At 60.5% G+C, this 23,575-nt stretch carries 18 protein-coding genes; 8 read left to right on the plus strand and 10 right to left on the minus strand.

The features are described from left to right. The first annotated feature begins 423 nt into the window (after nt 1-423). The gene (locus BUE92_RS16230; protein WP_073524910.1) at nt 424-1,191 is read left to right on the plus strand and encodes an SDR family oxidoreductase; all 768 of its coding nucleotides are present in this window, start codon (nt 424-426) and stop codon (nt 1,189-1,191) included. 215 nt (nt 1,192-1,406) lie between these two features. Further along, complete coding sequence (locus BUE92_RS16235) at nt 1,407-2,312, plus strand: cation diffusion facilitator family transporter (protein WP_073524911.1); 906 nt, start codon at nt 1,407-1,409, stop codon at nt 2,310-2,312. An 80-nt stretch (nt 2,313-2,392) separates the two neighbouring features. On the opposite strand, the gene BUE92_RS16240 is transcribed toward BUE92_RS16235, so the two are convergent. The 5 genes from BUE92_RS16240 to ureE form a co-directional block, all read right to left on the minus strand. Beyond that, nucleotides 2,393-3,502, minus strand: coding sequence for an AGE family epimerase/isomerase (locus tag BUE92_RS16240; protein WP_073524912.1), 1,110 nt, complete (start codon nt 3,500-3,502; stop codon nt 2,393-2,395). A 571-nt stretch (nt 3,503-4,073) separates the two neighbouring features. Continuing rightward, nucleotides 4,074-4,646 carry a HupE/UreJ family protein gene (locus tag BUE92_RS16250; RefSeq protein ID WP_073524915.1) on the minus strand — a complete coding sequence of 191 codons (573 nt, stop codon included), beginning with the start codon at nt 4,644-4,646 and terminating at the stop codon, nt 4,074-4,076. 22 nt (nt 4,647-4,668) lie between these two features. Continuing rightward, the gene (gene ureG / locus BUE92_RS16255) at nt 4,669-5,283 is read right to left on the minus strand and encodes an urease accessory protein UreG (protein WP_003188109.1); all 615 of its coding nucleotides are present in this window, start codon (nt 5,281-5,283) and stop codon (nt 4,669-4,671) included. A gap of 14 nt (nt 5,284-5,297) precedes the next feature. Continuing rightward, nucleotides 5,298-5,972: an urease accessory protein UreF gene (locus BUE92_RS16260; protein ID WP_073524916.1), complete on the minus strand. Its 675-nt coding sequence runs from the start codon at nt 5,970-5,972 to the stop codon at nt 5,298-5,300. After that, nucleotides 5,969-6,469, minus strand: a complete 501-nt coding sequence (gene ureE, locus BUE92_RS16265; RefSeq protein ID WP_073524917.1) for an urease accessory protein UreE — start codon at nt 6,467-6,469, stop codon at nt 5,969-5,971. The genes BUE92_RS16260 and ureE overlap by 4 nt, the downstream gene beginning before the upstream one ends. 340 nt (nt 6,470-6,809) lie before the next feature. Here ureE and BUE92_RS16270 point away from each other — a divergent pair, with 340 nt between their 5' ends. Further along, entirely contained in the window at nt 6,810-7,316 is a 507-nt protein-coding gene (locus tag BUE92_RS16270; RefSeq protein WP_073525038.1) for a C40 family peptidase, read from the plus strand. 5 nt (nt 7,317-7,321) lie between these two features. Here the strand turns inward: BUE92_RS16270 and BUE92_RS16275 are convergent, their stop codons facing one another. Continuing rightward, nucleotides 7,322-7,954: a TetR family transcriptional regulator gene (locus BUE92_RS16275; RefSeq protein ID WP_003188114.1), complete on the minus strand. Its 633-nt coding sequence runs from the start codon at nt 7,952-7,954 to the stop codon at nt 7,322-7,324. A 151-nt stretch (nt 7,955-8,105) separates the two neighbouring features. Then, entirely contained in the window at nt 8,106-8,426 is a 321-nt protein-coding gene (locus tag BUE92_RS16280; RefSeq protein ID WP_003188116.1) for a hypothetical protein, read from the minus strand. 358 nt (nt 8,427-8,784) lie between these two features. Here BUE92_RS16280 and BUE92_RS16285 point away from each other — a divergent pair, with 358 nt between their 5' ends. After that, entirely contained in the window at nt 8,785-10,851 is a 2,067-nt protein-coding gene (locus BUE92_RS16285) for an AsmA family protein (protein WP_073524918.1), read from the plus strand. 118 nt (nt 10,852-10,969) lie between these two features. On the opposite strand, the gene BUE92_RS16290 is transcribed toward BUE92_RS16285, so the two are convergent. Together BUE92_RS16290 and BUE92_RS16295 are read right to left on the minus strand one after the other, a co-directional pair. Beyond that, on the minus strand, nt 10,970-11,500 hold the full coding sequence (locus BUE92_RS16290; RefSeq protein WP_073524919.1) for a ferritin-like domain-containing protein: 531 nt from the start codon (nt 11,498-11,500) through the stop codon (nt 10,970-10,972). 97 nt (nt 11,501-11,597) lie between these two features. Next, the gene (locus BUE92_RS16295; RefSeq protein WP_073524920.1) at nt 11,598-12,488 is read right to left on the minus strand and encodes a DMT family transporter; all 891 of its coding nucleotides are present in this window, start codon (nt 12,486-12,488) and stop codon (nt 11,598-11,600) included. Nucleotides 12,489-12,585: 97 nt separating this feature from the next. Here BUE92_RS16295 and BUE92_RS16300 point away from each other — a divergent pair, with 97 nt between their 5' ends. The 3 genes from BUE92_RS16300 to BUE92_RS16310 all read left to right on the plus strand — a co-directional run bounded on the left by BUE92_RS16300 (nt 12,586) and on the right by BUE92_RS16310 (nt 14,936). Next, nucleotides 12,586-13,374, plus strand: coding sequence for an AraC family transcriptional regulator (locus tag BUE92_RS16300; RefSeq protein WP_073524921.1), 789 nt, complete (start codon nt 12,586-12,588; stop codon nt 13,372-13,374). A gap of 71 nt (nt 13,375-13,445) precedes the next feature. Further along, a complete protein-coding gene (locus BUE92_RS16305) occupies nt 13,446-13,745 on the plus strand; it encodes a PsiF family protein (RefSeq protein ID WP_073524923.1) in 300 nt (99 codons plus the stop codon). A 177-nt stretch (nt 13,746-13,922) separates the two neighbouring features. Beyond that, the gene (locus BUE92_RS16310; RefSeq protein WP_003188124.1) at nt 13,923-14,936 is read left to right on the plus strand and encodes an AI-2E family transporter; all 1,014 of its coding nucleotides are present in this window, start codon (nt 13,923-13,925) and stop codon (nt 14,934-14,936) included. A 136-nt stretch (nt 14,937-15,072) separates the two neighbouring features. Here the strand turns inward: BUE92_RS16310 and BUE92_RS16315 are convergent, their stop codons facing one another. After that, nucleotides 15,073-16,341: an Hsp70 family protein gene (locus BUE92_RS16315; protein WP_073524925.1), complete on the minus strand. Its 1,269-nt coding sequence runs from the start codon at nt 16,339-16,341 to the stop codon at nt 15,073-15,075. A gap of 166 nt (nt 16,342-16,507) precedes the next feature. Here BUE92_RS16315 and BUE92_RS16320 point away from each other — a divergent pair, with 166 nt between their 5' ends. Beyond that, nucleotides 16,508-23,455, plus strand: coding sequence for a dermonecrotic toxin domain-containing protein (locus BUE92_RS16320; RefSeq protein ID WP_073524927.1), 6,948 nt, complete (start codon nt 16,508-16,510; stop codon nt 23,453-23,455). Nucleotides 23,456-23,575: the final 120 nt, after the last annotated feature.

Below are 23,575 nucleotides of genomic sequence, written 5' to 3' on the forward strand. Positions count from 1 at the left end.
GTTTAAAGACACAGGTATATGAACGAAATAAGTCCTTCCAGCCTGTGGATAAGTCTGTGACTAAACTCTGGAAAGACTTGCGCAGGGGCCGGAATGACTGGCCTGGAGCCATCGTTGTGTTTTTCTGCATTTGTCAGCGGCTACATAGGCGCTCGCCCAGGTCAAGCAAAAAACTTTATAAAACCGCCTGCAACCCTTGTACACAGAGGCTTTGAGCCGTTTGCACTTGCCCCCAAAGACTGTGGGCGCAGTTGTGGATAACCTGCGCGCATATGGCTGCAAGCTACGGTTTATAAGGCTTTGCGTCGCTTGATTGAAAAATGATCAGCCAAGCACGCGTGTGTGTGCACAGCGGTTGCCGCAAACGCGGCGTAAGGGCATTCTGCTGGCTGTTTTTTTCCCGATGCCCGCAAGGAGAACACCATGTCCGACACGCTGTTTATCACTGGCGCTACTTCAGGTTTCGGCGAAGCCTGTGCCCGTCGCTTTGCCGAGGCCGGTTGGAAACTGGTGCTCACTGGTCGTCGTGCCGAGCGCTTGAGCGCCTTGGTCGAAGAGCTTTCCAAGCAGACCGAAGTGCATGGCCTGGTGGTGGATGTGCGCGACCGCAAAGGCATGGAGGAGGCCATCGCCAGCTTGCCACCGTCGTTCGCCACGCTGCGCGGCCTGATCAACAACGCCGGCCTGGCCGTGGGCACCGACCCTGCCCCTAAGTGCGACCTCGACGATTGGGAAACCATGGTCGATACCAACATCAAGGGCCTGCTGACCACCACCAACCTGCTGTTACCGCGCCTGATTGCCCATGGCCGCGGTGCCGGGATCATCAACCTGGGCTCCATCGCCGGTAACTACCCGTACCCGGGCAGCCATGTGTACGGCGGCTCCAAGGCGTTCGTGAAGCAGTTCTCGCTGAACCTGCGCTGCGATCTGCAAGGCACCGGCGTGCGGGTGACCAACATCGAGCCGGGCCTGTGCGAGAGCGAGTTCTCCCTGGTGCGCTTCGGTGGCGACCAGGCGCGCTACGACGCCACCTATGCCGGGGCCGAGCCGATCCAGCCGCAGGACATCGCCGACACGATCTTCTGGGTGATGAACACCCCGGCGCACGTGAACATCAACCGCCTGGAGCTGATGCCAGTGAGCCAGACCTGGGCTGGGTTTGCGATTGAGCGTGGGGCCAAGGGCTAAGCACCTGCGCGGTACTCTGTAGGAGCGAGCTTGCTCGCGAAAAACGTTAACGATGACGCGGGCATTCTGAATGCACGCGGCGCGCTCAAGTTTTTCGCGAGCAAGCTCGCTCCTACAGTAAATGCGGCAAATCGGCCAAAATGCGGCATAAGGTACACTGCCCGCCTGAAGACCCCACCGCAACCAGCGGTTTAAAGGTTTTGACAGGAGGCAATGTGAGTAACCGAGGTGAGCAGGCACTGCTCAAACAATCGACCATTCTGATGTTCGCAGTCGCGATCGCCGGGATTGTCACGGGTGTGATATCCGGCGCCCAATCCATTCTGTTCGACGGCTTTTTCTCGTTGATCGCCACCGCCATCAAGGTGTTGATGCTGATCACGGCCAAGCTGATCGCCAAGAAAAGCAACGAGCGGTTCCAGTTCGGCTATTGGCACCTGGAGCCGATGGTGCTGCTGATAGAAGGCAGTTTTCTGCTGCTGATAGCCATCTACGCGTTCCTCAACGGCGTGTTCGGCATTATCAATGGCGGGCGCGAAATCGAGTTGGGGCTGGTGATCATTTATGCGGCGGTGTTTACCGTCGTGGAGTTCGCCTACTTTTTCTACGTGCGCTATCGCAATCGCACACTCAAATCGTCGTTAATCCAGTTCGACAACATCAGCTGGCTGGTGGATGCGATGCTGTCGGTGGGCTTGTTGATCAGCTTCCTGACCGCACTGTTGCTCAAGTCCCAAGGCTATGGCGAGTGGGCGGTCTATGTGGACCCGTTGATTCTGATCCTGCTGGCCCTGAGCATGCTGGCGCCGGCGTTCAAGATCCTGCGCCCGGCGCTGCGCGAAGTGTTGGGGATCGCTCCGGATCATTTGGACGACAAGGTCCGCGAAGTGATGGACGCGGCGCAGGCCAAGCATGGTTTCGACGACTACGTGTCCTATGTGCAGAAGCACGGGCGTGCACGGTTTATCGAGATTCATGTGGTGCTGCCGGCGGATTACCCGGTGGATAACGTCGCCACCCTCGATGGGCTGCGTGAAGAAATATCCACAGGGCTGGGGGCGGCGGATGCGGCGCGGTGGTTGACGATCAGTTTTACCGGTGACCGCAAGTGGATTGCGTGAGGTCAGTTAGACCGAGGTGAGGCTATCGCAGGCAAGCCAGTTCCCACAGGTGATAGTGGAGCTGGCTTGCCTGCTGCAGGTCAGCCCAGATGCTGGACCAAACCCTGATAGCAAGTCGCCAAATGATAAGGCGTAGTCGAAGGCATATCGCGCCGGCTCACCTTACCTTCGGCATCCAGGCATTCATGCCAACCCTTGGCATGCAGGAAGCGCTGTTGCAGCGCCTGTAACTGACGCTGCAGCACCGCTTCGCTGCCGGGTCGCAAGGTCAGTGCCCGCAGGTATTCGGCCTGGGCCCAGATACGTTGGGTACCGTCGCGCACCGTGCCATCCAGCGCCAGCATGCCGCTGACCGCACCGCTTAACTTATCCACACCCTTTTGCTCGGCATAGGCAAATGCCCGTGTCAGCGACTCATGCAGTGCAGTGCCGCGCAGCACAGCTGAAGATTCCAGCAAAAAGAACCATTCGAACTGGTGCCCCGGCTCAAACCAGTTATCCACAGCGCCCAAAGGTTTCTCCATCATCACGCCGTGCTCGCGGTCGATGAAGCGTTGCTGCATGGCCGTCGCCAGTGCCAGCAGGGCCGCTTGTACCTCGGCGTCCTCGCGTACCGCGAGGGTGGCCAGGAAACCTTCGGCCAGGTGCATCAACGGGTTTTGCAGCGGGCCGGATTTGAGCGAAGCCCAGTTGCGCTCAAGTACCGCCTCATACAAGCCGTCGCCTGTGGCAAAGCGTTGAGCGACAACCTCCAGTGCGGCGTTGAGCACTGATTCCACCAAGGGTTCACGCACTTTGGCCCAGTAATGGGCGCAGGCAAAAATAATGAAGGCGTGGGTGTAGAGGTCTTTGCGCGTGTCCAGCGGTTGGCCGGCCGGGTCGATGCTGTAGAACCAGCCGCCGTGCTCGGCATCATGGAAGTGCCGTTGCAGGGAGCGAAACAGCGCGGCCGCGCGTTCTTCGGCAAAAGCCGCACCGGGTTCGCCGATCAGGCTGGCGAACAGGTACAACTGCCGGGCGCAGGCCATGGCGCGATAGCGCTGGGGGGGCAGTGGCTGGTGATCGGCATCCAGTGCCTCAAAGGGCAGTGCCAGGTCGGCATTCCAGCCCGGGCCTTGCCAGAGGGGCACGATCAGGTCATGGAAGTGCGTGAGCACAGGCGTCAGGGAAGAGGGGGAAGCGATGGGCATTGGCTGGCGTCGTCACGGCAGGGGGTGTTTAGCCGCGCATGGTAGCAGGCTTGGGATCGGTGATGTTTGTACTGGCGTTATCGCGGGCAAGCCCGCTCCCACATTTTGAGCTGCGAACCGTCTCAAATGTGGGAGCTGGCTTGCCTGCGAAGGTGGCCTGAAAGCCGACCAGGATCTCGGATCAGACCGCGTACATATCCGTTCCTGCGGTAATGGCTGCTATTGGTTCCGCTTTTACAGCGGGTCACTTTTGAAAAGAGCCCAAAAGTAACCAAAAGGCTCTTGCCCCACCACTCGGCACCTCGCCTAGGCTCGGTGTGCCCGTAATCCGCCAGTGATTTGGGGGGCCGCCGCCACGCGCCATCCATGGCGCGGGGCGGCTAAACCGGCATCCCTGCCGGTTTACCTCCCAAATCACTGTCGAATTCCGGCCAGCGTGGTTTAACGGGGCGCCTGAGATCAAAAGCAGATCAAGATCAAGAGCGGCTCGCTTCGCATCGTGGGTACTGTTGGCAACTGCAAAGTTGTGTAGATACTTATGCTGCGATGAGGCCTTTACAGGCGCTGACGATCAGCCCGCCAACAACCAAACCCCAGTCGCCGCCGAAGCCGCCCCGGCCACCCGCACCAATGGCGCTGCAGCAACCGGCAAAAAGCGCACCACCGCATAACCCGCAGCGTGCAACGCCGCCGTCGCCCCCACAAAACCAATGGCATACGCCCAAGGGCTGGTCATCTCCGGCAGTTCCAGGCCATGGGCCACGCCGTGAAACAACGCAAACAACGCCGTGGCGCCCACCGCCACGAACAGCGGCGGCCGCACCGCCAACGCTACCGCCAGGCCCAAGGCCAGTACCGATGCAGCAATCCCGCTTTCCAGTGCCGGCAGTTGCAACCCTTCAAAACCCAACACCCCGCCGATCAGCATGGTGCCGACGAAGGTGCATGGCAGCGCCCAGCGCGCGGCGCCTTTTTGCTGCGCAGCCCAGAGGCCCACCGCAAGCATGGCCAGCAAGTGATCGAGGCCGCCCAGGGGATGGCTGATACCGGCCACCAGGCCATTGTCGCCATGGCCCGGATGCGCGAAGGCCAGGGCGGGGGCGAGCAGCAGCGCAGCGGCCGCGAAGAGTTTGTTGAGGCTCATGGACAGGTTCCTTATGGGTTGATCAGGCGGCGGTCAGCAGGCCCTGGCGTTCGATGAAGGCGACGATGTCGTCCAGGCCGACCCCGGTTTTCTGGTTGCTGAACACAAAGGGTTTGCCGTTGCGCATGCGCTGGGTGTCGCTGTTCATTAGCTCCAGCGAGGCACCCACCAGCGGGGCCAGGTCGATCTTGTTGATCACCAGCAGGTCGGATTTGCAAATACCGGGCCCGCCTTTGCGCGGCAGCTTGTCGCCGGCGGAGACGTCGATCACATAGATGGTCAGGTCCGACAGTTCCGGGCTGAAGGTGGCCGACAGATTGTCGCCGCCGGACTCCACCAGAATCAGGTCCAGGCCGGGAAAGCGGCGGTTGAGTTGGTCCACGGCCTCCAGGTTGATCGAGGCATCTTCGCGAATCGCCGTGTGTGGGCAGCCACCGGTTTCCACGCCGATGATGCGCTCCGGCGCCAGGGCCTGGTTGCGCACCAGGAAGTCGGCGTCTTCACGGGTGTAGATGTCGTTGGTGACCACCGCCAGGTTGTAGCGATCGCGCAGCGCCAGGCACAGGGCCAGGGTCAGGGCGGTCTTGCCCGAGCCTACCGGGCCGCCGATACCGACGCGCAGGGGTTGTGTGTTCATGTGCTTCTCCAGAATCAGGAACGGAACAGGCGGCTGTACTGGCGCTCGTGGGCCATGCACGCCAGGGACAGGCCAAAAGCGGCGCTGCCCAAATGGTTAGGGTTAATGCGTTCGGCATCCTGCTGTGCTTGTTGCAGCAGCGGCAGCAGTTCGCTGGTCAACCGCTGGGCCGCTTGCTGGCCCAATGGCAGGGTTTTCATCAGTACCGCCAGTTGGTTTTCCAGCCAGCTCCATAGCCAGGCGGCAAGAGCATCGCCGGGGCTGATGTGCCAGGCGCGCGCGGCCAAGGCCCAGCCAAGGGCCAGATGCGGTTCGTCGCGTTGTGCAAGAAAATCACGGGCGCTGTCGTCCAGTTCCGGCAAGCCGTTGAGCAGTTGTTGCAGGGAATAGCCCATCTGGCGGCTCTCCTGATACAGCTCCCGGGTCTCACGGCTGGCGCGATGCTCGTCGCACCACTGCGCCAGTTGTGCCCAGTCCTGCTCGACGGCTGCGCGGCAGTGGGCGAGCAGCAGCGGGGCTTCGAAACGCGCCAGGTTGAGCAGCAACTGGTCACTGATCCAGCGCCTGGCGCTCGCGGCATCCTGCACGCGGCCGTTGTCCACCGCCATTTCCAGGCCCTGGGAATAGCTGTAGCCGCCAATCGGCAGTTGCGGACTGGCCAGGCGCAGCAGCGCCCAGGCTGGGTTCATAGACGCACGCCGAACTGATGCAGCTTGGGCGCGTAGTTGAAGTCTTCATCGCCATGGCGCGAATGATGATGGCCTCCGCCATAGGCGCCGTGCTCGGGTTGAAACGGCGCCTCGAGGGTCTGCGCATCGGCACCCAGTTGTTCGAGCATGGCCTTGAGCACGTAGTCATCGAGCAGGCGCAGCCAGCCGTCGCCTACTTGCAGGGCCACATGGCGGTTGCCCAGGTGATACGCGGCGCGGGTCAGTTCAAAGGCGTTGCGGCAGGTGACGTGCAGCAGTTGTTCAGGACGGGCGCGAACCCGTACGACGCGCCCGTCTTCGGCCTGTAGGAATTCACCATCGTGCAAGGGCGGCTGGCCCCGCTCCAAGAACAGGCCGACGTCTTCACCGTCGGCACTGAAACAGCGCAGGCGGCTTTTGCTGCGGGCTTCGAAGTTGAGCAGCAACTCGGCGGCCCAGAGGGCTTGGGGGGCGATTCGGCGGTGTATCACCAGCATCAGAGAGCTTCCAACTGTGAGCGATGAAAGACCTAGAGCAAGGGGCTTGCCAATCACGCAATCGAGTAGGAATTCCCTGTAGTCAGGCAGGCATGCTGCTCAATAGGACATCGGATGATTTTCGTGTGTGTATCAATTTGGTGCGTTCCGAGGTTTATAGCACCGGGGAAGGGCGTTTTGCGTTGATGGTGGCGCTCAGGTTGATGAAATTTCTTTCATCTTTTTCTCTGTAGGTATTTTTTAGGATTTTTCCTACGAGTCCTCAGGATTTGGAGTTCATGGAATTACTTGCGTGTTCTTTAGGCTATGCGCCGTGTTTAATTCCACCGCGACGTTCATCATGCTTCGATCAATTTTTTGTGTATTCCTTGTCAGCCTGACCTGCTTTATTTCATCGGCAAAGGCCAATTTGCAACCCCGCACCACCTTCAGCTCTTCGCTGCAAAGCATCAAGCCGGCCTCTATCGACGATGTCATTGACCGTGCCCATGAGTTGCTGGGTACGCCCTACAAGTGGGGCGGCACTTCGGTAGAGCAGGGCTTCGATTGCAGTAGCTTCCTGGTGTACTTGTTCAAGACCCAAGCCAATATCCAGCTACCCCGCACCACTGCCGCCATGCACCGCTCATCGGCGGCGACCATCAAGCGCAATGCCTTGAAGCCTGGCGATGCGGTGTTTTTCAAAGGCAACGGGCGTGGGCAGGTCAGCCATGTCGGCCTGTACATCGGCAAAGGCAAATTCATCCATTCGCCGCGCACCGGCAAAACCATCCGTATCGATTCATTGAGCAATAGCTACTGGAGCAAGCACTACACCACCGCCAAGCGTTTCCACACGGCGGGCTGACTGGTTTATTCAGTGCTGCCCAGCCCTTGCCAGTGCTTGAGACCGATAAAGATAAAGCGCAGTTGCTGGGTAATTTTCGCCTGGGGCGTTAGGTGGGCCGGCAGGGCGTGGGCCGGTGGGTCGATGATATCGGGCAGGGTGGCGAACACGCTCTTGACGATCAGGTCGGCCATCACATGCAAACCTTCCGCATCCAGGTGCTGCAACTTGGGCATCAACGTCAGGTCGGCGGCCAGGTCGCGAGTGATGTCTTCGCGCAGGGCGGCGATGGCTTGGCGCACGGCCAGACAGCCGCCGTACTGTTCGCGAGCCAGGAACAGGAACTGAGAGCGGTTGGCCGAGACCACATCGAGAAAGATGCGCACCGAGGCATCAATGATGCCGCCCATCACGAATTCGTTGTGGCGCACCAGGCGGATCGTGGCGCGAAAGGTCTGGCCGACCTCGCTGACCAGTACCAGCCCAAGTTGGTCCATGTCAGCAAAATGGCGATAGAAACCGGTGGGTACGATACCCGCGGTCTTGGCCACTTCGCGCAGGCTCAGGCTGCCAAACCCACGGCCACACTCCATCAGATGGCGGGCTGCGTCCATCAGGGCGAGGCGGGTCTGTTGCTTCTGTTCGGCGCGGGGCAGCATGAGTGGATGAGCTTTGTCGGCAAGTACAGCGACGCACTCTAGCAAAAGCGCTTTGCCGGCGTCGAACTTGGCAGGAGCGGGGCGTGACGCGGTCTATATAAAAGCAAAAGCCCGATCGGCAGATCGGGCTTTTTTCTGGGCCACCACAGGCTTAGCTCTGTGCTTGATGCAGTTCTTGCAGACGGTCGGCACCGCCTTCAGCAACGCCTTCGGTGTAGGCGCGTTTGTTGGCTTGTTCAGCACCGCCTTCGACCAGACCTTTCTCTTGCAGGCGGTTGTAGCCATTTTCAGCCACGGCGCCTTTGGCGTAGTCACGATTTTCGTCTTCTTGCGAACCGCTGCGAGCCACGGTTTGGCTGGTTTGCACGGCTTGCGCTTTATTCTGTGGGGTGGCCTGTTCGGCGGCTGGCAGGGCGAAAGCGCTGGAAGCCAGGACAGATAACAGGACGGTAGCGAGTAATTGGCGTTTCATGATGGTTGCTCCTAGGGAGGGCGATAAAGTGGGTACAGGGCTAATGTTACCCTTGATAAGTCGATATAAAAGTTCATAAACACAATGGTAATAATCAACAGAATTGATTGTTCTCGCCGGAGGCTCTAGATCGAGCCTCTCAAGCCCGCGGCTTTGCACCGATGTGGGTATTTTCGACACGAGCCTGGGTAACAATGGTGCGTCGCTGATAGGGAAAAATTGTCTGGTTGATCAGGAAAATTGCTTTTTTCAGCTAAATCCGCCGTTGCGTTAAACCCCCAGGCACTTTGCCAGTCGTAGTCCTATAAGCTGTTTAAAAGGCTGTTGCCCAGCCAGTCGTATTCAGGAGTCCTGTGCAATGACGCGCACTCGTAAAATTCTCGCTTGGAGCTGCGCCAGCTTCGTTCTGTTAATGGCCATCGTGGTACTGGTATTGGTGTTTTTTGACTGGAACCGCATCAAGCCGCCCCTCAATGCAAAGGTCTCCGAAGAACTGCATCGTCCGTTCGCCATCAACGGCAACCTCGCCGTGGTGTGGCAGCGTGAGCCCGATGAAGGCGGCTGGCGCGCCTGGGTGCCGTGGCCCCATGTGATTGCCGAAGACCTGACCCTGGGTAACCCCGATTGGTCGAAACAACCGCAGATGGTCACGCTCAAGAAGGTTGAGCTGCGCATATCGCCCCTGGCCTTGCTGGTGCAGCGTGTAGTGATCCCGCGCATCGACCTCACCGAACCCAGTGCCCAGTTGCAGCGCCTGGCTGATGGCCGCGCCAACTGGACCTTCAAGTTCGACCCCAAGGACCCCAACGCTGAACCGTCCAACTGGGTGGTGGACATTGGCGCCATCGGTTTCGACAAAGGCCATGTAACCCTTGACGATCAAAGCCTCAAGACCCAGCTGGATGTGATCATTGACCCGCTGGGCAAGCCGATCCCCTTCGGTGAAATCGTCGGCGACGCCGATGCCAAGAAGGCCCTGGAAAAAGGCTCGGCGCCCCAGGACTACGCGTTCGGCCTCAAGGTCAAAGGCCAGTACCATGGCCAGAAGCTCGCGGGCACGGGCAAGATCGGTGGCTTGCTGGCCTTGCAGGACGCGGCAAAGCCGTTCCCGCTGCAAGCTCAGGTCAAGATCGCGGACACCAGCATCGCCCTGGCCGGCACCCTGACCGACCCGCTGAACCTCGGCGCCCTGGACCTGCGCCTGAAACTTTCGGGCAGCAGCCTGGGCAACCTATACCCGCTGACCGGCGTGACCCTGCCGGATTCGCCGGCCTATTCCACCGACGGTCACCTGATCGCTAAACTGCATGAGGCCAGCGGCGCCTCCTTCCGCTACGAGAACTTCAACGGCAAGGTCGGCAACAGCGACATCCACGGCGACCTGGCCTATGTCGCCAGCCAGCCACGGCCCAAGCTCAGTGGCGCGCTGGTGTCCAACCAACTGCTGATGGATGACCTTGCGCCGCTGATTGGCGCAGATTCCAATGCCGAGCAAAAAGCCCGTGGCGGTGAAAGCAAGCAGCCGGCGACCAAAGTGCTGCCGGTTGAAGAGTTCCGCACCGAACGCTGGCGCGAGATGGATGCCGATGTGGAGTTCACCGGTAAGCGTATCGTGCACAGTGCCGACTTGCCCTTTACCGACCTCTACACCCACCTGGTGCTCAACGACGGCCAACTGAGCCTCGAACCCCTGCGCTTTGGCGTGGCCGGCGGGAAGCTCGATGCGCAGATTCGCTTGAACGGCCGCACTACGCCGATGGAGGGCCGCGCCAAGCTGACGGCGCGCAACTTCAAGCTCAAGCAGCTGTTCCCGACTTTCGAACCGATGAAAACCAGCTTCGGTGAACTCAACGGCGATGCCGATATTGCTGGGCGCGGTAACTCGGTGGCGGCACTGTTGGGCACGTCCAGCGGTGACCTGAAGATGCTCATCAACGATGGCGCCATCAGCCGAAGCCTGATGGAAATCGCCGGTCTGAACGTAGGCAACTACGTGGTGGGCCGCCTGTTCGGCGACGAGGAGGTGAAGATCAACTGCGCAGCGGCGGACTTCGGCATCAAGACGGGCCTGGCGACCACGCGGCTGTTTGTGTTCGATACCGAGAACGCGATCATCTACATCGACGGCACCGCGAATATGGCCACCGAGCAGTTGGACCTGACCATCACGCCGGAATCCAAGGGCTTTCGCCTGTTCTCCCTGCGGTCACCGCTGTACGTCAACGGGCCGTTCATCAAGCCCAACGCCGGGGTCAAGGCCATTCCGCTGGCTCTGCGCGGTGCGGGCATGGTCGCTTTGGGTGTGATTGCCGGTCCTGCCGCCGGCTTGCTCGCCTTGGTAGCCCCAAGCGGTGGCGAGCCCAATGAGTGCGCACCGTTGCTGCAACAGATGAAGGAAGGCAAGGCGCCCAAGACTGTTAAGTGAAGCCAAAATATGTAGGAGCGAGCTTGCTCGCGAAAAACGTCAACGATAGCGCGCGTTTCCTGAATAAACGCGGCGCCTGTGCGTTCTTCGCGAGCAAGCTCGCTCCTACAGTGGTTGGTTACAGATCCTGCAGAATATCCGCCATATCGTCGGCGTGTTCTTCTTCCTGGGCCAGGATGTCTTCGAAGATGCGACGGGTAGTCGGGTCTTTGTCGCCGATGTACTGGATGATTTCACGGTAGCTGTCCACCGCGATGCGCTCGGCGACCAGGTCTTCGTAGACCATTTCCTTCAAGGTGTTACCCGCCACGTATTGCGCATGGGAGTTTTTCGACAGCAGGTCGGGGTTGAACTCCGGCTCTCCGCCCAGTTGCACGATACGCTCGGCCAGTTTGTCGGCGTGCTCGGCTTCCTGGGTCGCATGTTCCAGGAACTCATCGGCAGCTACGCTGGCCTTGAGGCCGTTGGCCATGAAGTAGTGACGCTTGTAGCGCAACACGCAGACCAGTTCGGTGGCCAGCGACTCGTTGAGCAGGCGGATGATTTCTTCGCGGTCGGCGTCATAGCCTTCGGTCACGGCACCGTTTTCGACGTTCTGGCGGGCGCGGATGCGCAGGGTCGCAACGTCAGTCAATCGTGCTTCAGTCATTTCAATCTCCTGGGGCTAATCCGGTTGTACGCCACGCTCTGCCGGCGTGATCGCTATTGGTTGTGAGTCCCGGGCCAGGCGAAAAGTTTTATCGGATTTAACAGGATGTGTCCTGAGGGCGTCTGACCGGTGTGGTCCAGCGCTCTGACAGAATTACTCCACCCAGGGTCAGCAAGCCACCCACCAGGTGATACAGCGCCAACTCTTCCTTCAGCACCGCGGCTGCGATCAGCGCGGTAATCAACGGCAGCAGGTTGAAAAACAGTGTGGTACGGCTTGGCCCCAGGGTCTTGACCGAGTGCATCCACGCCAGCGGTGCCAGCATCGAAGCCAGCAGGCAGGCGTATAGCACCAGCGGAATATTCGCCCAGCCCAAACCGGCCTTGGCCGAGAACAGATACAGCGGCAGCAGCACCACCACTGCGACCAGCACCTGCAAATACAGCAGCACCAACGGCGGCAGGCGCAGTTGCCATTTTTTCAGCAGCGTGCTGTAGACCGCATAAGCCAGCGTCGCCACCAGCATCATGCCGTCGCCCAGGTTGACCCCATGTTGCAGCAACGCGCCCAGGCTACCGGCCGACACCACCACTACCACGCCTGCGAACGACAGCACCGCGCCGGTCAGCGCGCCAAAGGTCAGGCGTTGGCCGAGGCTGATAATCGCGGCGGTCAACGCCATCAGCGGCATCAGCGACAGGATGATGCCCATGTTGGTGGCACTGGTCAGCGTCGCGGCGTAGTAGGCCAGGCTTTGATACACCGCCATGCCGAGCACGCCGAGGATAAAGATCTTGCCCAGGTTGGGGCGGATCTGCGGCCAGTGGGCGATCACTGACTTGAGCATGAACGGCGTGAACAGCAACGCTGCGAACAGCCAGCGGTAAAAGCCGATTTCAGCCGGGAAGATCGAGCCCACGGCCAATTTGTTGACCACGGTGTTGCCGGCCCAGATAAAGATAGCCAGCAGCGGATACGCGTATTGCATTCAAAGAAACCCAGTGTGTTGACGAGGCAGGATTATCCTCTGTCTGGATCGAAGCCTATACTGCGATCCAGACAACTGAGCGTTGAATCCAGACAACATGACCCGACACACCATACGCCTGCCCGATTTCGCCCGCCTGCCGAGCCCGGTGTACTTTCGGTATTCCGATTTTGCCTCGGACACCGAATGCACCCCGCACCAGCACAGCTGGGGCTCGCTGGATTACTCGGCCAGCGGCGTGATGCGCATGGAAGTGGCGGGCAATCGCTTCATGTCGCCACCGCAGTACGCGGTGTGGGTGCCGCCGCATACCGAGCACAGCTCCTACAATGCCGAGGCGATTGTCTACCACTCCGTAGGGCTGGCGCCGCAGCTGTGCGAGCAGTTGCCGCAGCAGCCTTGCACCCTGGCGATCAGCGACATTCTCAAGGCAATCCTCAAGGATTTCGCCCTGCGCGATGTCAATGCACCGCGCACCGACGCCGACATCCGCCTGGCCCAAGTGCTGGTGGACCAGCTCCGGCAGGCGCCGGTCCACGACTGCTTCCTGCCCTACGCCCGCCACCCAGGGTTGCTCGGCGTCTTGGAAGGCATGCAGGCGCAGCCGGGGGATAATCGCCCGCTGGCCCAATGGGCCGAGCAGGTGCATGTGAGCGAGCGCACTCTGGCGCGCCTGTTTGTGCGCGAGCTGGGCATGAGCTTTGGCGAATGGCGCCAGCGCCTGCGCTACCTGGCGGCCATCGAAGCGCTGGACAGCGACAGCAGCGTGCAACACGTGGCGTTTGATCTGGGTTACAGCACCGCCTCGGCGTTTATCGCTATGTTCCAACGCCACGCCGGCTGCACGCCGGAGCAATACCGGCGGGCGAATATTCGTGGCCGGTGAAGTTGTAACAGGTTTTGACTACACTGCGCTGTAGGCCGTGCCCGTCGGCACGGTAACAGGGAGAAAACTCCATGAAGATGCTGCGTATTCCGTTGTTGATGATGGGCCTGCTGATGTGTTCCCAGGGTTTTGCCGCCACTGCCCAGCAGAACAAAATGACCACCTGCAATGCCGAGGCCACCACCAAGACGCTCAAGGGCGATGACCGTAAGGCCTTCATGAAGACCTGCCTGTCGGCACCTGCCGCCAACGACGCCAAGACCCTGACTGCGCAACAGCAGAAGATGAAAGACTGCAATGCGTCGGCGAAAACCCAAGCCTTGGCCGGTGATGCGCGCAAAACCTTCATGAGCACTTGCCTGAAGAAATAATAGCCCCTGGCCATAGAAGGCTGCGACACTCGCACACAGCCCCTTTGTAGGAGCGAGCTTGCTCGCGAAAAACGTGAACGATCACGCGGGCACCCAGACTAAACGAGGCGCCCTTTCGTTTTTCGCGAGCAAGCTCGCTCCTACAACATCCTTCAACGCCGTTTGTTTTGAGGCTGTATGCCAACGTTTTCTCAGCGTCATGTGTTGTTGCTGTCCAGCTACATCATCATTTTCGGCGGGTTGCTGCTGGTACTGCCGCTGAAATTGCTGCCCAGCCTGCTGGCCGGCCTGTTGGTCTATGAGCTGGTCAACATGCTTACCCCTCAACTGCAACGCCTGATCGAGGGCCGGCGCGCGCGCTGGCTGGCGGTGGCCTTGCTGGGCACCCTGATCGTCAGCGTGTTGGCATTGATCTTCGCTGGCGCCATCAGCTTCCTGCTCCACGAAGCGGAAAACCCCGGGGCTTCCCTGGACAAATTCATGGGCGTGGTCGACCGCGCGCGCGGCCAATTACCGCCGTCCATCGACGCTTACCTGCCCGCCAGCGCCGCGGAATTTCGCGTGGCGATTGGCGATTGGCTGAGCAAGCACCTGAGCGAACTGCAACTGGTTGGCAAAGACGCCGCCCACATGTTCGTCACCTTGCTGATCGGCATGGTGCTGGGTGCGATCATCGCCTTGCAGCGCGTGCCTGACTTGACCAAGCGCAAACCCTTGGCCGCCGCGCTGTTCGACCGCCTGCACCTGCTGGTCCAGGCATTTCGCAACATCGTTTTCGCCCAGATCAAGATCGCCGCGCTGAACACCGCCTTCACCGCGGTGTTCCTGGCAGTGGTGCTGCCGTTGTGTGGCATTCACCTGCCGTTGACCAAGACCCTGATCGTGCTGACCTTCCTGCTCGGCCTGCTGCCAGTGATCGGCAACCTGATCTCCAACACGCTGATCACCATCGTGGCGCTGTCGCTGTCGATCTGGGTGGCGGTGGCGGCGCTGGGGTATTTGATCGTGATCCACAAGGTCGAGTACTTCCTCAACGCGCGAATCGTCGGCGGGCAGATCAGTGCCAAGTCATGGGAGTTGTTGTTGGCGATGCTGGTGTTTGAGGCCGCGTTCGGCCTGCCGGGGGTGGTGGCGGGGCCGATTTATTATGCCTATCTGAAGAGTGAGCTGAAGCTCGGCGGGATGGTTTAAAGACAGATTCGGGGCCTGAACTGGCCTCTTCGCGAGCAAGCCCGCTCCCACATTCGACTGCATTCCAAAGGTGGAACGCGGTCAAGTGTGGGAGCGGGCTTGCTCGCGAAGGGCGCGCCACGGTCTTAGCTAAAACTCAGCTGCCGTAACGCTTGCTCGCCTCAATCGCCAAACCACTCCCAATGCTGCCAAAGATATTGCCTTCCACATGCCGCGCATTCGGCAGCATGGCCGAGATGCTGTGGCGCAGCGCCGGGATGCCGCTGGAACCGCCGGTAAAGAACACCGTGTCCACCTGCGCCACGCTCACCGAGGCGTCGTTGAGCAACTGCGTGACACTGCCGCGCACACGCTCCAGCAAGCTGTCGATGGACGACTCGAACAGTGCCCGGCTCAGGTCCACGCTCAGGCCCGCTTCGATACGGTCCAGTGGCACATGGCGGCTGTCTTCGTGGGTGAGCTGGATCTTGGTTTCTTCCACTTCCATGGCCAGCCAGTGCCCGGCGCGCTGTTCGATCAGCTTGAACAGGCGGTCGATGCCGCCGGTGTCTTCGATGTCGTAGCGCATGCTGCCCAGGGCCAGCTGGGATTTTTGTGAATACACCGAGTTGATGGTGTGCCAGGTGGCCAGGTTCATGTGGTGGCTGGTGGGCATGTAGGCGCCGCTCTTCATGCGGCTGCCGTAGCCGAACAGCGGCATCATGCCTTGCAGGCTGAGCTGTTTGTCGAAGTCCGTACCGCCGATGTGCACGCCGCCGGTGGCGAGGATGTCGCTCTGGCGGTTGTCGTTGTGACGACGATCCGGCGACAGGCGCACCAGGGAGAAGTCGGAGGTACCACCGCCGATGTCGACGATCAGCACCAACTCTTCTTTGGCGATGGTGGACTCGTAGTCGAAGGCGGCGGCAATCGGTTCGTACTGGAAGGAGATGTCCTTGAAGCCGATCTTGCGTGCCACATCCACCAGGGTGTTTTCCGCTTCCTGGTCGGCCATCGGGTCGTCATCGACGAAAAACACCGGGCGGCCCAGCACCACTTCTTCGAACTCACGGCCGGCGTTGGCTTCGGCGCGGCTCTTGAGTTGGCCGATAAACAGCGCCAGCAGGTCGGTGAAGGGCATGGCAGTGCCGAGCACGCTGGTGTCGTGCTTGATCAGCTTGGAACCCAGCAGGCTCTTGAGCGAGCGCATCAGGCGACCTTCGTAGTTCTCCAGGTATTCGTGCAGCGCCAGGCGACCGTACACCGGGCGGCGCTCCTCGAAGTTGAAGAACACCACTGATGGCAGGGTGATTTTGTCGTCCTCCAGCGCGATCAGCGTCTCCTCGCCGGGGCGGATCCAGCCGACGGTGGAGTTGGATGTGCCGAAGTCGATGCCGCAGGCACGGGCTGGAGATTCGTTTTTCATGTCTTACAGGTTCCGGGCAAAAAACGGCCGCGCAGTGTATGCCACTGGCGCGCGGATGCGTAGACCGGTGATCTGTAAATCGGCGCGCCTTCGCGCTACATAGCTACGTCTTGAGCCTGCCGGGGTTTGGCTAGGCTGCGGTTTTACCGCTCACGGATGAACCGCTATGCCTGATGCAACCTTCACTGCCGACTTGCGCGGCGTGCACTATGACTTCCTCAAACAACGCGTGCCAGGCTGGTTCCTGGACGGCACGACCCAGCGCCAGGAAGAACTGGGCCAGCACGAGATGGACATTCCCTCCTGGTACCTGGCCGCGACTCACCAAGCCAAAACCACCCTGGCCGCGCAGCACACACGTTTTCGCGAAACCCTCAATTCAATCGAAGAGCATCTCGGCCAGATCGACGACATCCTCGCGTTCGCCGAGCAGCCGCTCAAGGACGCACTCAAAAAGCAGTTCAACCTGGAGCTGGATGTACGCAATGTGTTCTTCGTGCGCAAATATGCCTACAAAGGTGCTCGCGATGATTTTTATGGCGCCTTCGTATTTGATCAGCAGAACGATCCCTCCCTGACCCACACCTACCGAGGTATCTCCCTGCTGGAAGCGGCCCTGGCCAATTTCGAGGCGGATGAAGAACAGCCATCGCCCTGCAACGATTGCCAACTCATTACCCGCTGGAACCCCGACAACCCCCACATCATCGCGACATTCGCCGCAGTCAGCGCCCACGCGGTGGCGATCAAGCCCCATGAATTTGCCAAGCTCTGCCGCTCCCTGGACCTCGGCGCCCAGTATCAGAAGCACATCAAGGCGGTCGTCGAACCCGACGCCGCCCAAGAGCGTGAGGCGCTGGAGCAATTGCTTGAGCAACATCAACGCCAGCAACTGGCGCTGAGCATCGAGATTGCCCGGTTGCAGTCAAACGGCGTGTTGAGTGCCGATGCCTACCAGATGCTCAAACAGGTGGTGGCCGGTTCCGGCACGCCGAAGCTGACGGGCAAGCCGGTCACCTACGCCGCCCTCAGGGTATTGGGCACTGTGTTGGTAGGGCCGCTGTTGATCGGGCCAGACCGTGAACGCTCGGACCGTACCGAACGCCTGGTGGTGTACATACCCGGCGACCCGCAACAGCCGGTCAAGGAGTACGCCTCGAGTGGCGAGTTCATGGCCGACCTGCGCATGCGCTTGCACAGCGCGTCTTATCGACGCTTTTTCAGCCGCTTTGTGCCAGTGCGCGAGCAAGGCGGGTTTTTCGCCCGGTTCAACCGGTTGTACCAGCCAGCCGATAACGGCAACGGAGGGGCGGATTATCCGCTGCGTACACCGTTGGTACGTTTGCCAATGGCCGACTTCCTGCTCAGTGGTGACCTCTGGCCGCGCTGTCGCCAGGCGCATATCAGCAAGATCTTGAGTGATGCGCGCGCCGTGGCCGTACCCACCGAGGACGAGGACCGCAAGGCGCGGCTGGAGCGCCTGGAAAGTTTTTTCGATGCCGCTGTCAGCGTGTTCAACCTGGCGGCTTTCGTGGTGCCAGGGCTGGGGCCGATCATGCTGGCCGTGGGCGCCTCGCAGATGTGCTACGAGGTCTTTGAAGGAATAGAAGCCTATGGGCAAGGCGAGCCACGGCAAATGTGGGCGCATTTTGCGTCGGTGGCGTTGAACGTTGCGTTTATTGCCACCGGCGCCAAGGTGTTGCCAGCCGTCAAATGGCAAAGCGCGGTGGACCACCTCAAGCCTGTGACGATGCCGTCCGGCAAGCAGATGCTGTGGAACCCCGACCTGGCGCCTTACGCATCGCCAGTCAAACCGGCGCCCGAGGCTAAGGCCAACGCGTTGGGCCTGTATGACCACGAGGGCCAGCAATTACTGGCATTCGAGGACGCCCATTATCAGGTCAAGCAAGACCCCCTCACCGGCGATTACCGCATCCAGCACCCGACCCGCTCCGGCGCTTATACCCCGCAGTTGGAACACAACCATAACGGGGTATGGAGCCACGAACTGGAAGAGCCGCTGACCTGGGACGAACCGACCCTGCTCAAGCGCCTGGGGCTTGCCGAACAGGCGGACCCACTGCGCATCAGCGGCGTCGACACCGACGTGCTGCGCCAGGCTGCGGTCCATCACGAGCCACTGCCGTTGCTGCTGCAAGACACGCTCACACGCTTCGAACTGCACCAGCAGCTCACCCGCTTTGTCGAACAGATAAAAAGCAGCGACCCATTGATGTACGCCAAAGCCGAACCAGCGCTGCAATTTGACCTGCTTCAACGTCGTGGCCTGCTGCCCGACAACATGGCGCTGAAAGTCATCGGCCCCCAGGGCGAGGTGCTCTGGGAGACGCTCGATGCACCGGCGTCAGCCAGCCAGCGTGTGATGGTGGTGACCGAAAGCGCCATGGCTCAGGGCCGCTTGCTCCAAGAGTTGCTGTACACGCTGCAGGGTGTCGACCCGCTGCTCAAGGAGTTTCCCGGCAGCCCCGAGGCGTCGCTGGCGGTGCGCGCCGGTACGCTGCGCCAGTACCTCGGCGATGCCGTTGACACGCTCAAGGGGCCCTTGCTGGAACAGCGCTACCAGGCGCTGAACCCCACGCCCGATGCCGATGTTCAACGTCTGTTGGATACCTACCCAGCCTTGCCCACACTGGTCGCCGAGCGTGTGCTGCAAGGGGCGACTACGGATCAGTTGGAGGCCTTTCGCCGCACGCGCCGCTTGCCTGAGGCCTTGGCTACGCAAGCCCGATGGTGTGCTCAGGAAACCCGGGTCGCCCGCGCCTATGAAGGGCTGCACCTGGACACCCAGACGCACTTCGACAGCCAGCGCCTGGCCTTGCGCACCCTGGAAACCCTGCCGGGCTGGCACCGGGGTTCGCGCATCGAGCTGCGTCAGTATTCGGCTGAAGGCACGGTGCTGGATGCCATCGGCTCGCCTGACTTCCCACATAAACGCACGTTGGTGCTGCTGGAAAGCGGTGAGCTCCAGGCCTCCATGCCCGGTGACTTCTACAATGCTATCTGGGAGCAATTGGCGCCCGATGAACGTCAGCGCCTGGGCCTGAACAGCGCCAATGAGCTGAAGCAGGCGATTCAACGCAGCCCGTTACCGCGTGAACCGCTGCGCACGGTGCTGGAGGAAAATCCGCTGCGCAAGCCTGACTATGACCCGATGGCCAGGCTGCTGGGCGGCGCGCCTGGGGTTCGCCAACTGTTAAGGACAGCAGGGAATGTGCTGCGCTCCCCGGCGGAGCGCGTACGCCGGTTGTTTCCAACCTTCAGCGACGAGCAGGTCACGGCATTCATCGAGTCGCTGGGCGAAGACGTGCGGGGCGAGTTGGCCAGCCGTGAGTTGGAGTACCGCACCCTGAAAAAAACCTTGAAGGTCTGGGCGCAAGCAAGAGGACCGCGGGCCTTGGGTCCTTACAGCGAAGAGTGGCGTGTGAGCGAAGAGATCAAGCGCTGTTGGCGCCGTGAGACGGGGAGCCAGTTGAAGATCAGCCTTCCCAGGGGCAGCTTCTATCGGGTAGACCTGCCGCCGATAAAAGCAGGTTTCAGCCACGTCCAGGAACTCGTGTTGTCGAATGTCAAATGGGGTGGGCACTCCAGCGCGTTATTCCTCGAAAACTTTACCCAGTTGAACAGCCTGAGCATCACGGGGGCCGAAATGACCGAGCTGCCTGCGGTGATTGGCGATATGAAGCAGCTCACTTCGTTGAAGCTGCCCGCCAACGGCTTGCAGTTGACCGAACACAGCGCGGGCCTGGTAAGCGATCTCAATGCGCTGCAAGTGCTCGACCTGTCGAATAACCCGTTGGGAGTGACGCCTGACTTCAGTGGCATGCCTCATTTAAGAGAGCTGAATCTGTATTGGACGCGAATCGAGCGGTGGCCCTCGGGGTTGAGAGAGCAGGCAGGACTGCAACGGCTCGACCTGCGCCAAAACCGTTTGCAACAGGTGCCGCACGACAACCTGGCGCCGCCTGCGGATCAACTGGAAACCACGGTACGGATCAACAATGTCACCTTGCTTGAGGATAATCGCTTCCCCCCGGATTACTGGCAGACGTTCGACACGTACTGGCGTGACCTGACACAGACCCGGCCGGACCTGCTGCAAGGGGCGCTTGAGGGCGCTTTTGACAGTAGAAATCCGCGCATCGAGAAGGTGCGGTACATGTACCCCGAGTACTCCGTGCAGAAGGCCAGGGCGCTTATCTGGTCCTGGGGGGAGGGAGCCGAGGCGCAGCTGAACCGGCGCTGGCAGGAGCATACTGTGCTGCTTCGGCAACTGAACGGATGGTTGTTCTCTGGTGGTGGTGAGCGTCAGCGCTATGTGCGTGTCGGCGAGCGCGCCAATGATGCAGGGTCGTTGCGTGACCGCCATCAGGCCTGGGATCGCATCTTGCGCTGCTGGAGGCAAGAAACACCGCAACAGCTCACCCATGATGGCGAACCTTTCGGGCTGGCACTGGACCTCAGTGGTCTAAACCTGCCGAGCCTGCCTGACCTGGATGCGGACTTCAGTCATGTGGGTTCGCTCAAACTGAGCAACATGAACCTCAGCACCTCGCCAGAAGGGTTCCTCGCGGGTTTTCGTGGCGTGCGCTGGCTCGATTTGTCGAACAACCAGTTGCGTGAGTTACCGCCGGCGCTCGGGCAGATGCATGGCTTGAGCCGTTTGTCCCTGCAAAACAACCGGATTCACCTGACCACCGAATCGGCCGCGATACTCTCATCACGCGCAACCCTCAAGGCTTTACTCCTCAATTCAAACCCCCTGGGTATCGCGCCGGATTTCAGCCAGATGACGGATCTGCGCTCGTTGGGCATGGGGGCGTGCGGCATTGAAACCTGGCCAACCGGGTTGGGTGAGCAGCCGCTTCTGGATGCGGTGTTCCTCAGGAGCAACCGCATTTCCACCTTGCCTGATGCGCTGATCGCACCGTCGGACGAGCAACTGGAACAGACACTGCGGGTCACCCGTGTAACCGATCTGGGCCTGAACCCGCTGTCCGCCGATACGCGACAACGCATTAACGATTACGGCGACCGGCTCACTGGCGCAGAGCGAGCGGCCAATCGATTGGTCGCCAGCGTGACGAGTGCGGTGGATGGCCCGGTGGACCTGCAGGGCGCGGACGCTCCGTTTCAGCGCTGGTCCACGGGTGTGCCCACGCAGTCGTTGGCGCAGCGCCGGCTCCAGTGGGCCACCTTGCGTGCGTTGCCCGGTTCGGACGGTTTTTTTGAAGTGCTCCGGGACCTGGAAATAGCGCCTGCCGGCCAAGAGGACCTGCAGCGTCGCATCTGGGAGGTGATCGATGGCATTACGCAAAACAGCAGTGAGTCCGAGCAGTTGCGCAAGGAGATGTTCGAGTGGGCGGGCCGGGCGGCCTGCTGTGACCGGGCGGCCTTGACCTTCAGTAACCTGGAGGTCCTGCTGATGACCCACAACGCCAAGGCGCTTGCGCTGGACTCGACCCAAGGCGCGGCGCTGCTGAAGCTGTCCAAGGGACTGTTCCGCCTGGAGGAACTGGAAAAGATCGCACTGCAGGATATCGACCAGCGCAGAGCCGCGATCAACGCGCGTGAGGACTTGACCCCCGCCCAGCGAGAGAGCGCCTTCATGGCCGTGGAAGACGTGGAGGTACGCATGGCGTACCGCCATGGCCTCAAGGACCGTCTTGAATTGCCCGGCCAACCGCAGCAGGCCCGATTTACCCATTTTGGCAATGTGACCCAGGCGATGCTCGATGCTGCCTACCAACGGGTGCTGAGCCTGGATAACTCCGCCCAGGAGTTGCACGCCATGCTCGCCAGAGACTTCTGGAAAGACTATGTGGCGAATAAATACCGTGCGCGGTTTGAAGCACAGAACGAACCCCATCACGAGCAAATGGAAGCCTTGCAGCGCGACCTCGAGGCCGGGGCACTGCCCCGCGTAACCTACGACACCAAGGTCAAGGCGTTGCAGGCGCAGTTCGAGATCGAAGAAGCGCAATTGATCGAACGCTTGAGCCGCGATGAAGTGGCGCAGGCGCTGGTTCCGACTGCGAGCCTTGAAGTACTGGTAGAGAACGCCAGCCCTGGGCTGCAACTGTCCCAGGCGCAAGCCATCGACTTCAATGGCAAGCGCTACTTCGTTGCGAGCATGCCCGATGCGGGCGATGGCGAGCATTACCTGTTATGGGTACAAGCGGCGGATAACCCCTTGCGGCTGACCAGCAGCGCAATCGTCGCAAAGCCTGATCTCAATGGCGTGTGGCGGCGCCGAGGCCTGGCGGGCGGGATGGCGCCGCAGGGTTCCGACGATGAGTTTGTCGACGCTTCGGAATCCATGCCGGTGAAACCCTATACCACGGCCGAACTCAGTTACATGCGCCGGGAAGTGCACTTTACGGCCAACCCTAATCCGGCCGGCAGTTACATCCGCGCCAACAACGGCAAGTACCCACTCAGGGATTACCAGGGCAGGCCGATCCGTATCCGAACCCTGGAGAGACAAGTGACCTTGGACTCCGGCACGCAATACACCTCTGCGCAGGTCAAACCCTACATCCAGTTTCAAGGGTATGAACAGGTCGGTGCACGCTATGAAGCGCAACTGCAACTGCGCACGTTCACGGCGCAGGATGTGAAAGTGCCTGGCGAAAAGGCATTGATCGGTCAGTCCATGGTGGTGGCCAACCGGCGTATCGCCAAAGGGGAGATCGTCGGTGTATACGGCGGTACCGTACTGCCGTCGGGGATCTTCGGCAAAGGCGGCCAGACTTACACCATGAAGGTGGGCAGCCAGATGGTTGCCGAGGGCAATAGTCTGGTGGAGGAGCCGATCCATTTGTCGGGGGACAATATCCTGTCGCGAATAAACACTCACTTTGAGTACGACGAAAACGGCAAGCCGCTACGCCAGGCGCCAGGTGGCTATAACGTCGAGGCAGCGGGGTTCGATGTCGAGGCCGACATGTGGCTGGGCGTGGGCCCAGCGGCGCAAATAAAGCGCAAGCCCTTCATCCTCAACACCGTTTTTGCAACGCAAGATATCGCCGCGGGCACCGAACTGCGAATGGACTACCAGTACACCGAGGGGATGATAAAAAAACTGTTCGCTTGATCCTACCCGTATCGGTAACCGGTCCGTCGTCGTAAATAGCGGTATCACATCTTGAAAGACCGCGTTTTGCCCCAATCTTGTGGGCATATCCAGGCGGTACGCAGCCATTGCATTGAACCT

This window comes from Pseudomonas fluorescens (assembly GCF_001902145.1).
GTDB classification, from domain to species: domain Bacteria; phylum Pseudomonadota; class Gammaproteobacteria; order Pseudomonadales; family Pseudomonadaceae; genus Aquipseudomonas; species Aquipseudomonas fluorescens_BV.

Bases quoted from the DNA above. Each gene is read 5' to 3' on its own strand.
- BUE92_RS16280 (WP_003188116.1), bottom strand. From the start codon at position 8,426: ATGAAACGCCAATTACTCGCTACCGTCCTGTTATCTGTCCTGGCTTCC.
- BUE92_RS16300 (WP_073524921.1), top strand. From the start codon at position 12,586: ATGACCCGACACACCATACGCCTGCCCGATTTCGCCCGCCTGCCGAGC.
- BUE92_RS16290 (WP_073524919.1), bottom strand. From the start codon at position 11,500: ATGACTGAAGCACGATTGACTGACGTTGCGACCCTGCGCATCCGCGCC.
- BUE92_RS16250 (WP_073524915.1), bottom strand. From the start codon at position 4,646: ATGAGCCTCAACAAACTCTTCGCGGCCGCTGCGCTGCTGCTCGCCCCC.
- BUE92_RS16310 (WP_003188124.1), top strand. From the start codon at position 13,923: ATGCCAACGTTTTCTCAGCGTCATGTGTTGTTGCTGTCCAGCTACATC.
- BUE92_RS16295 (WP_073524920.1), bottom strand. From the start codon at position 12,488: ATGCAATACGCGTATCCGCTGCTGGCTATCTTTATCTGGGCCGGCAAC.
- BUE92_RS16285 (WP_073524918.1), top strand. From the start codon at position 8,785: ATGACGCGCACTCGTAAAATTCTCGCTTGGAGCTGCGCCAGCTTCGTT.
- BUE92_RS16230 (WP_073524910.1), top strand. From the start codon at position 424: ATGTCCGACACGCTGTTTATCACTGGCGCTACTTCAGGTTTCGGCGAA.
- ureG (WP_003188109.1), bottom strand. From the start codon at position 5,283: ATGAACACACAACCCCTGCGCGTCGGTATCGGCGGCCCGGTAGGCTCG.
- BUE92_RS16275 (WP_003188114.1), bottom strand. From the start codon at position 7,954: ATGCTGCCCCGCGCCGAACAGAAGCAACAGACCCGCCTCGCCCTGATG.
- BUE92_RS16260 (WP_073524916.1), bottom strand. From the start codon at position 5,972: ATGAACCCAGCCTGGGCGCTGCTGCGCCTGGCCAGTCCGCAACTGCCG.
- ureE (WP_073524917.1), bottom strand. From the start codon at position 6,469: ATGCTGGTGATACACCGCCGAATCGCCCCCCAAGCCCTCTGGGCCGCC.
- BUE92_RS16315 (WP_073524925.1), bottom strand. From the start codon at position 16,341: ATGAAAAACGAATCTCCAGCCCGTGCCTGCGGCATCGACTTCGGCACA.
- BUE92_RS16270 (WP_073525038.1), top strand. From the start codon at position 6,810: ATGCTTCGATCAATTTTTTGTGTATTCCTTGTCAGCCTGACCTGCTTT.
- BUE92_RS16240 (WP_073524912.1), bottom strand. From the start codon at position 3,502: ATGCCCATCGCTTCCCCCTCTTCCCTGACGCCTGTGCTCACGCACTTC.
- BUE92_RS16320 (WP_073524927.1), top strand. From the start codon at position 16,508: ATGCCTGATGCAACCTTCACTGCCGACTTGCGCGGCGTGCACTATGAC.
- BUE92_RS16305 (WP_073524923.1), top strand. From the start codon at position 13,446: ATGAAGATGCTGCGTATTCCGTTGTTGATGATGGGCCTGCTGATGTGT.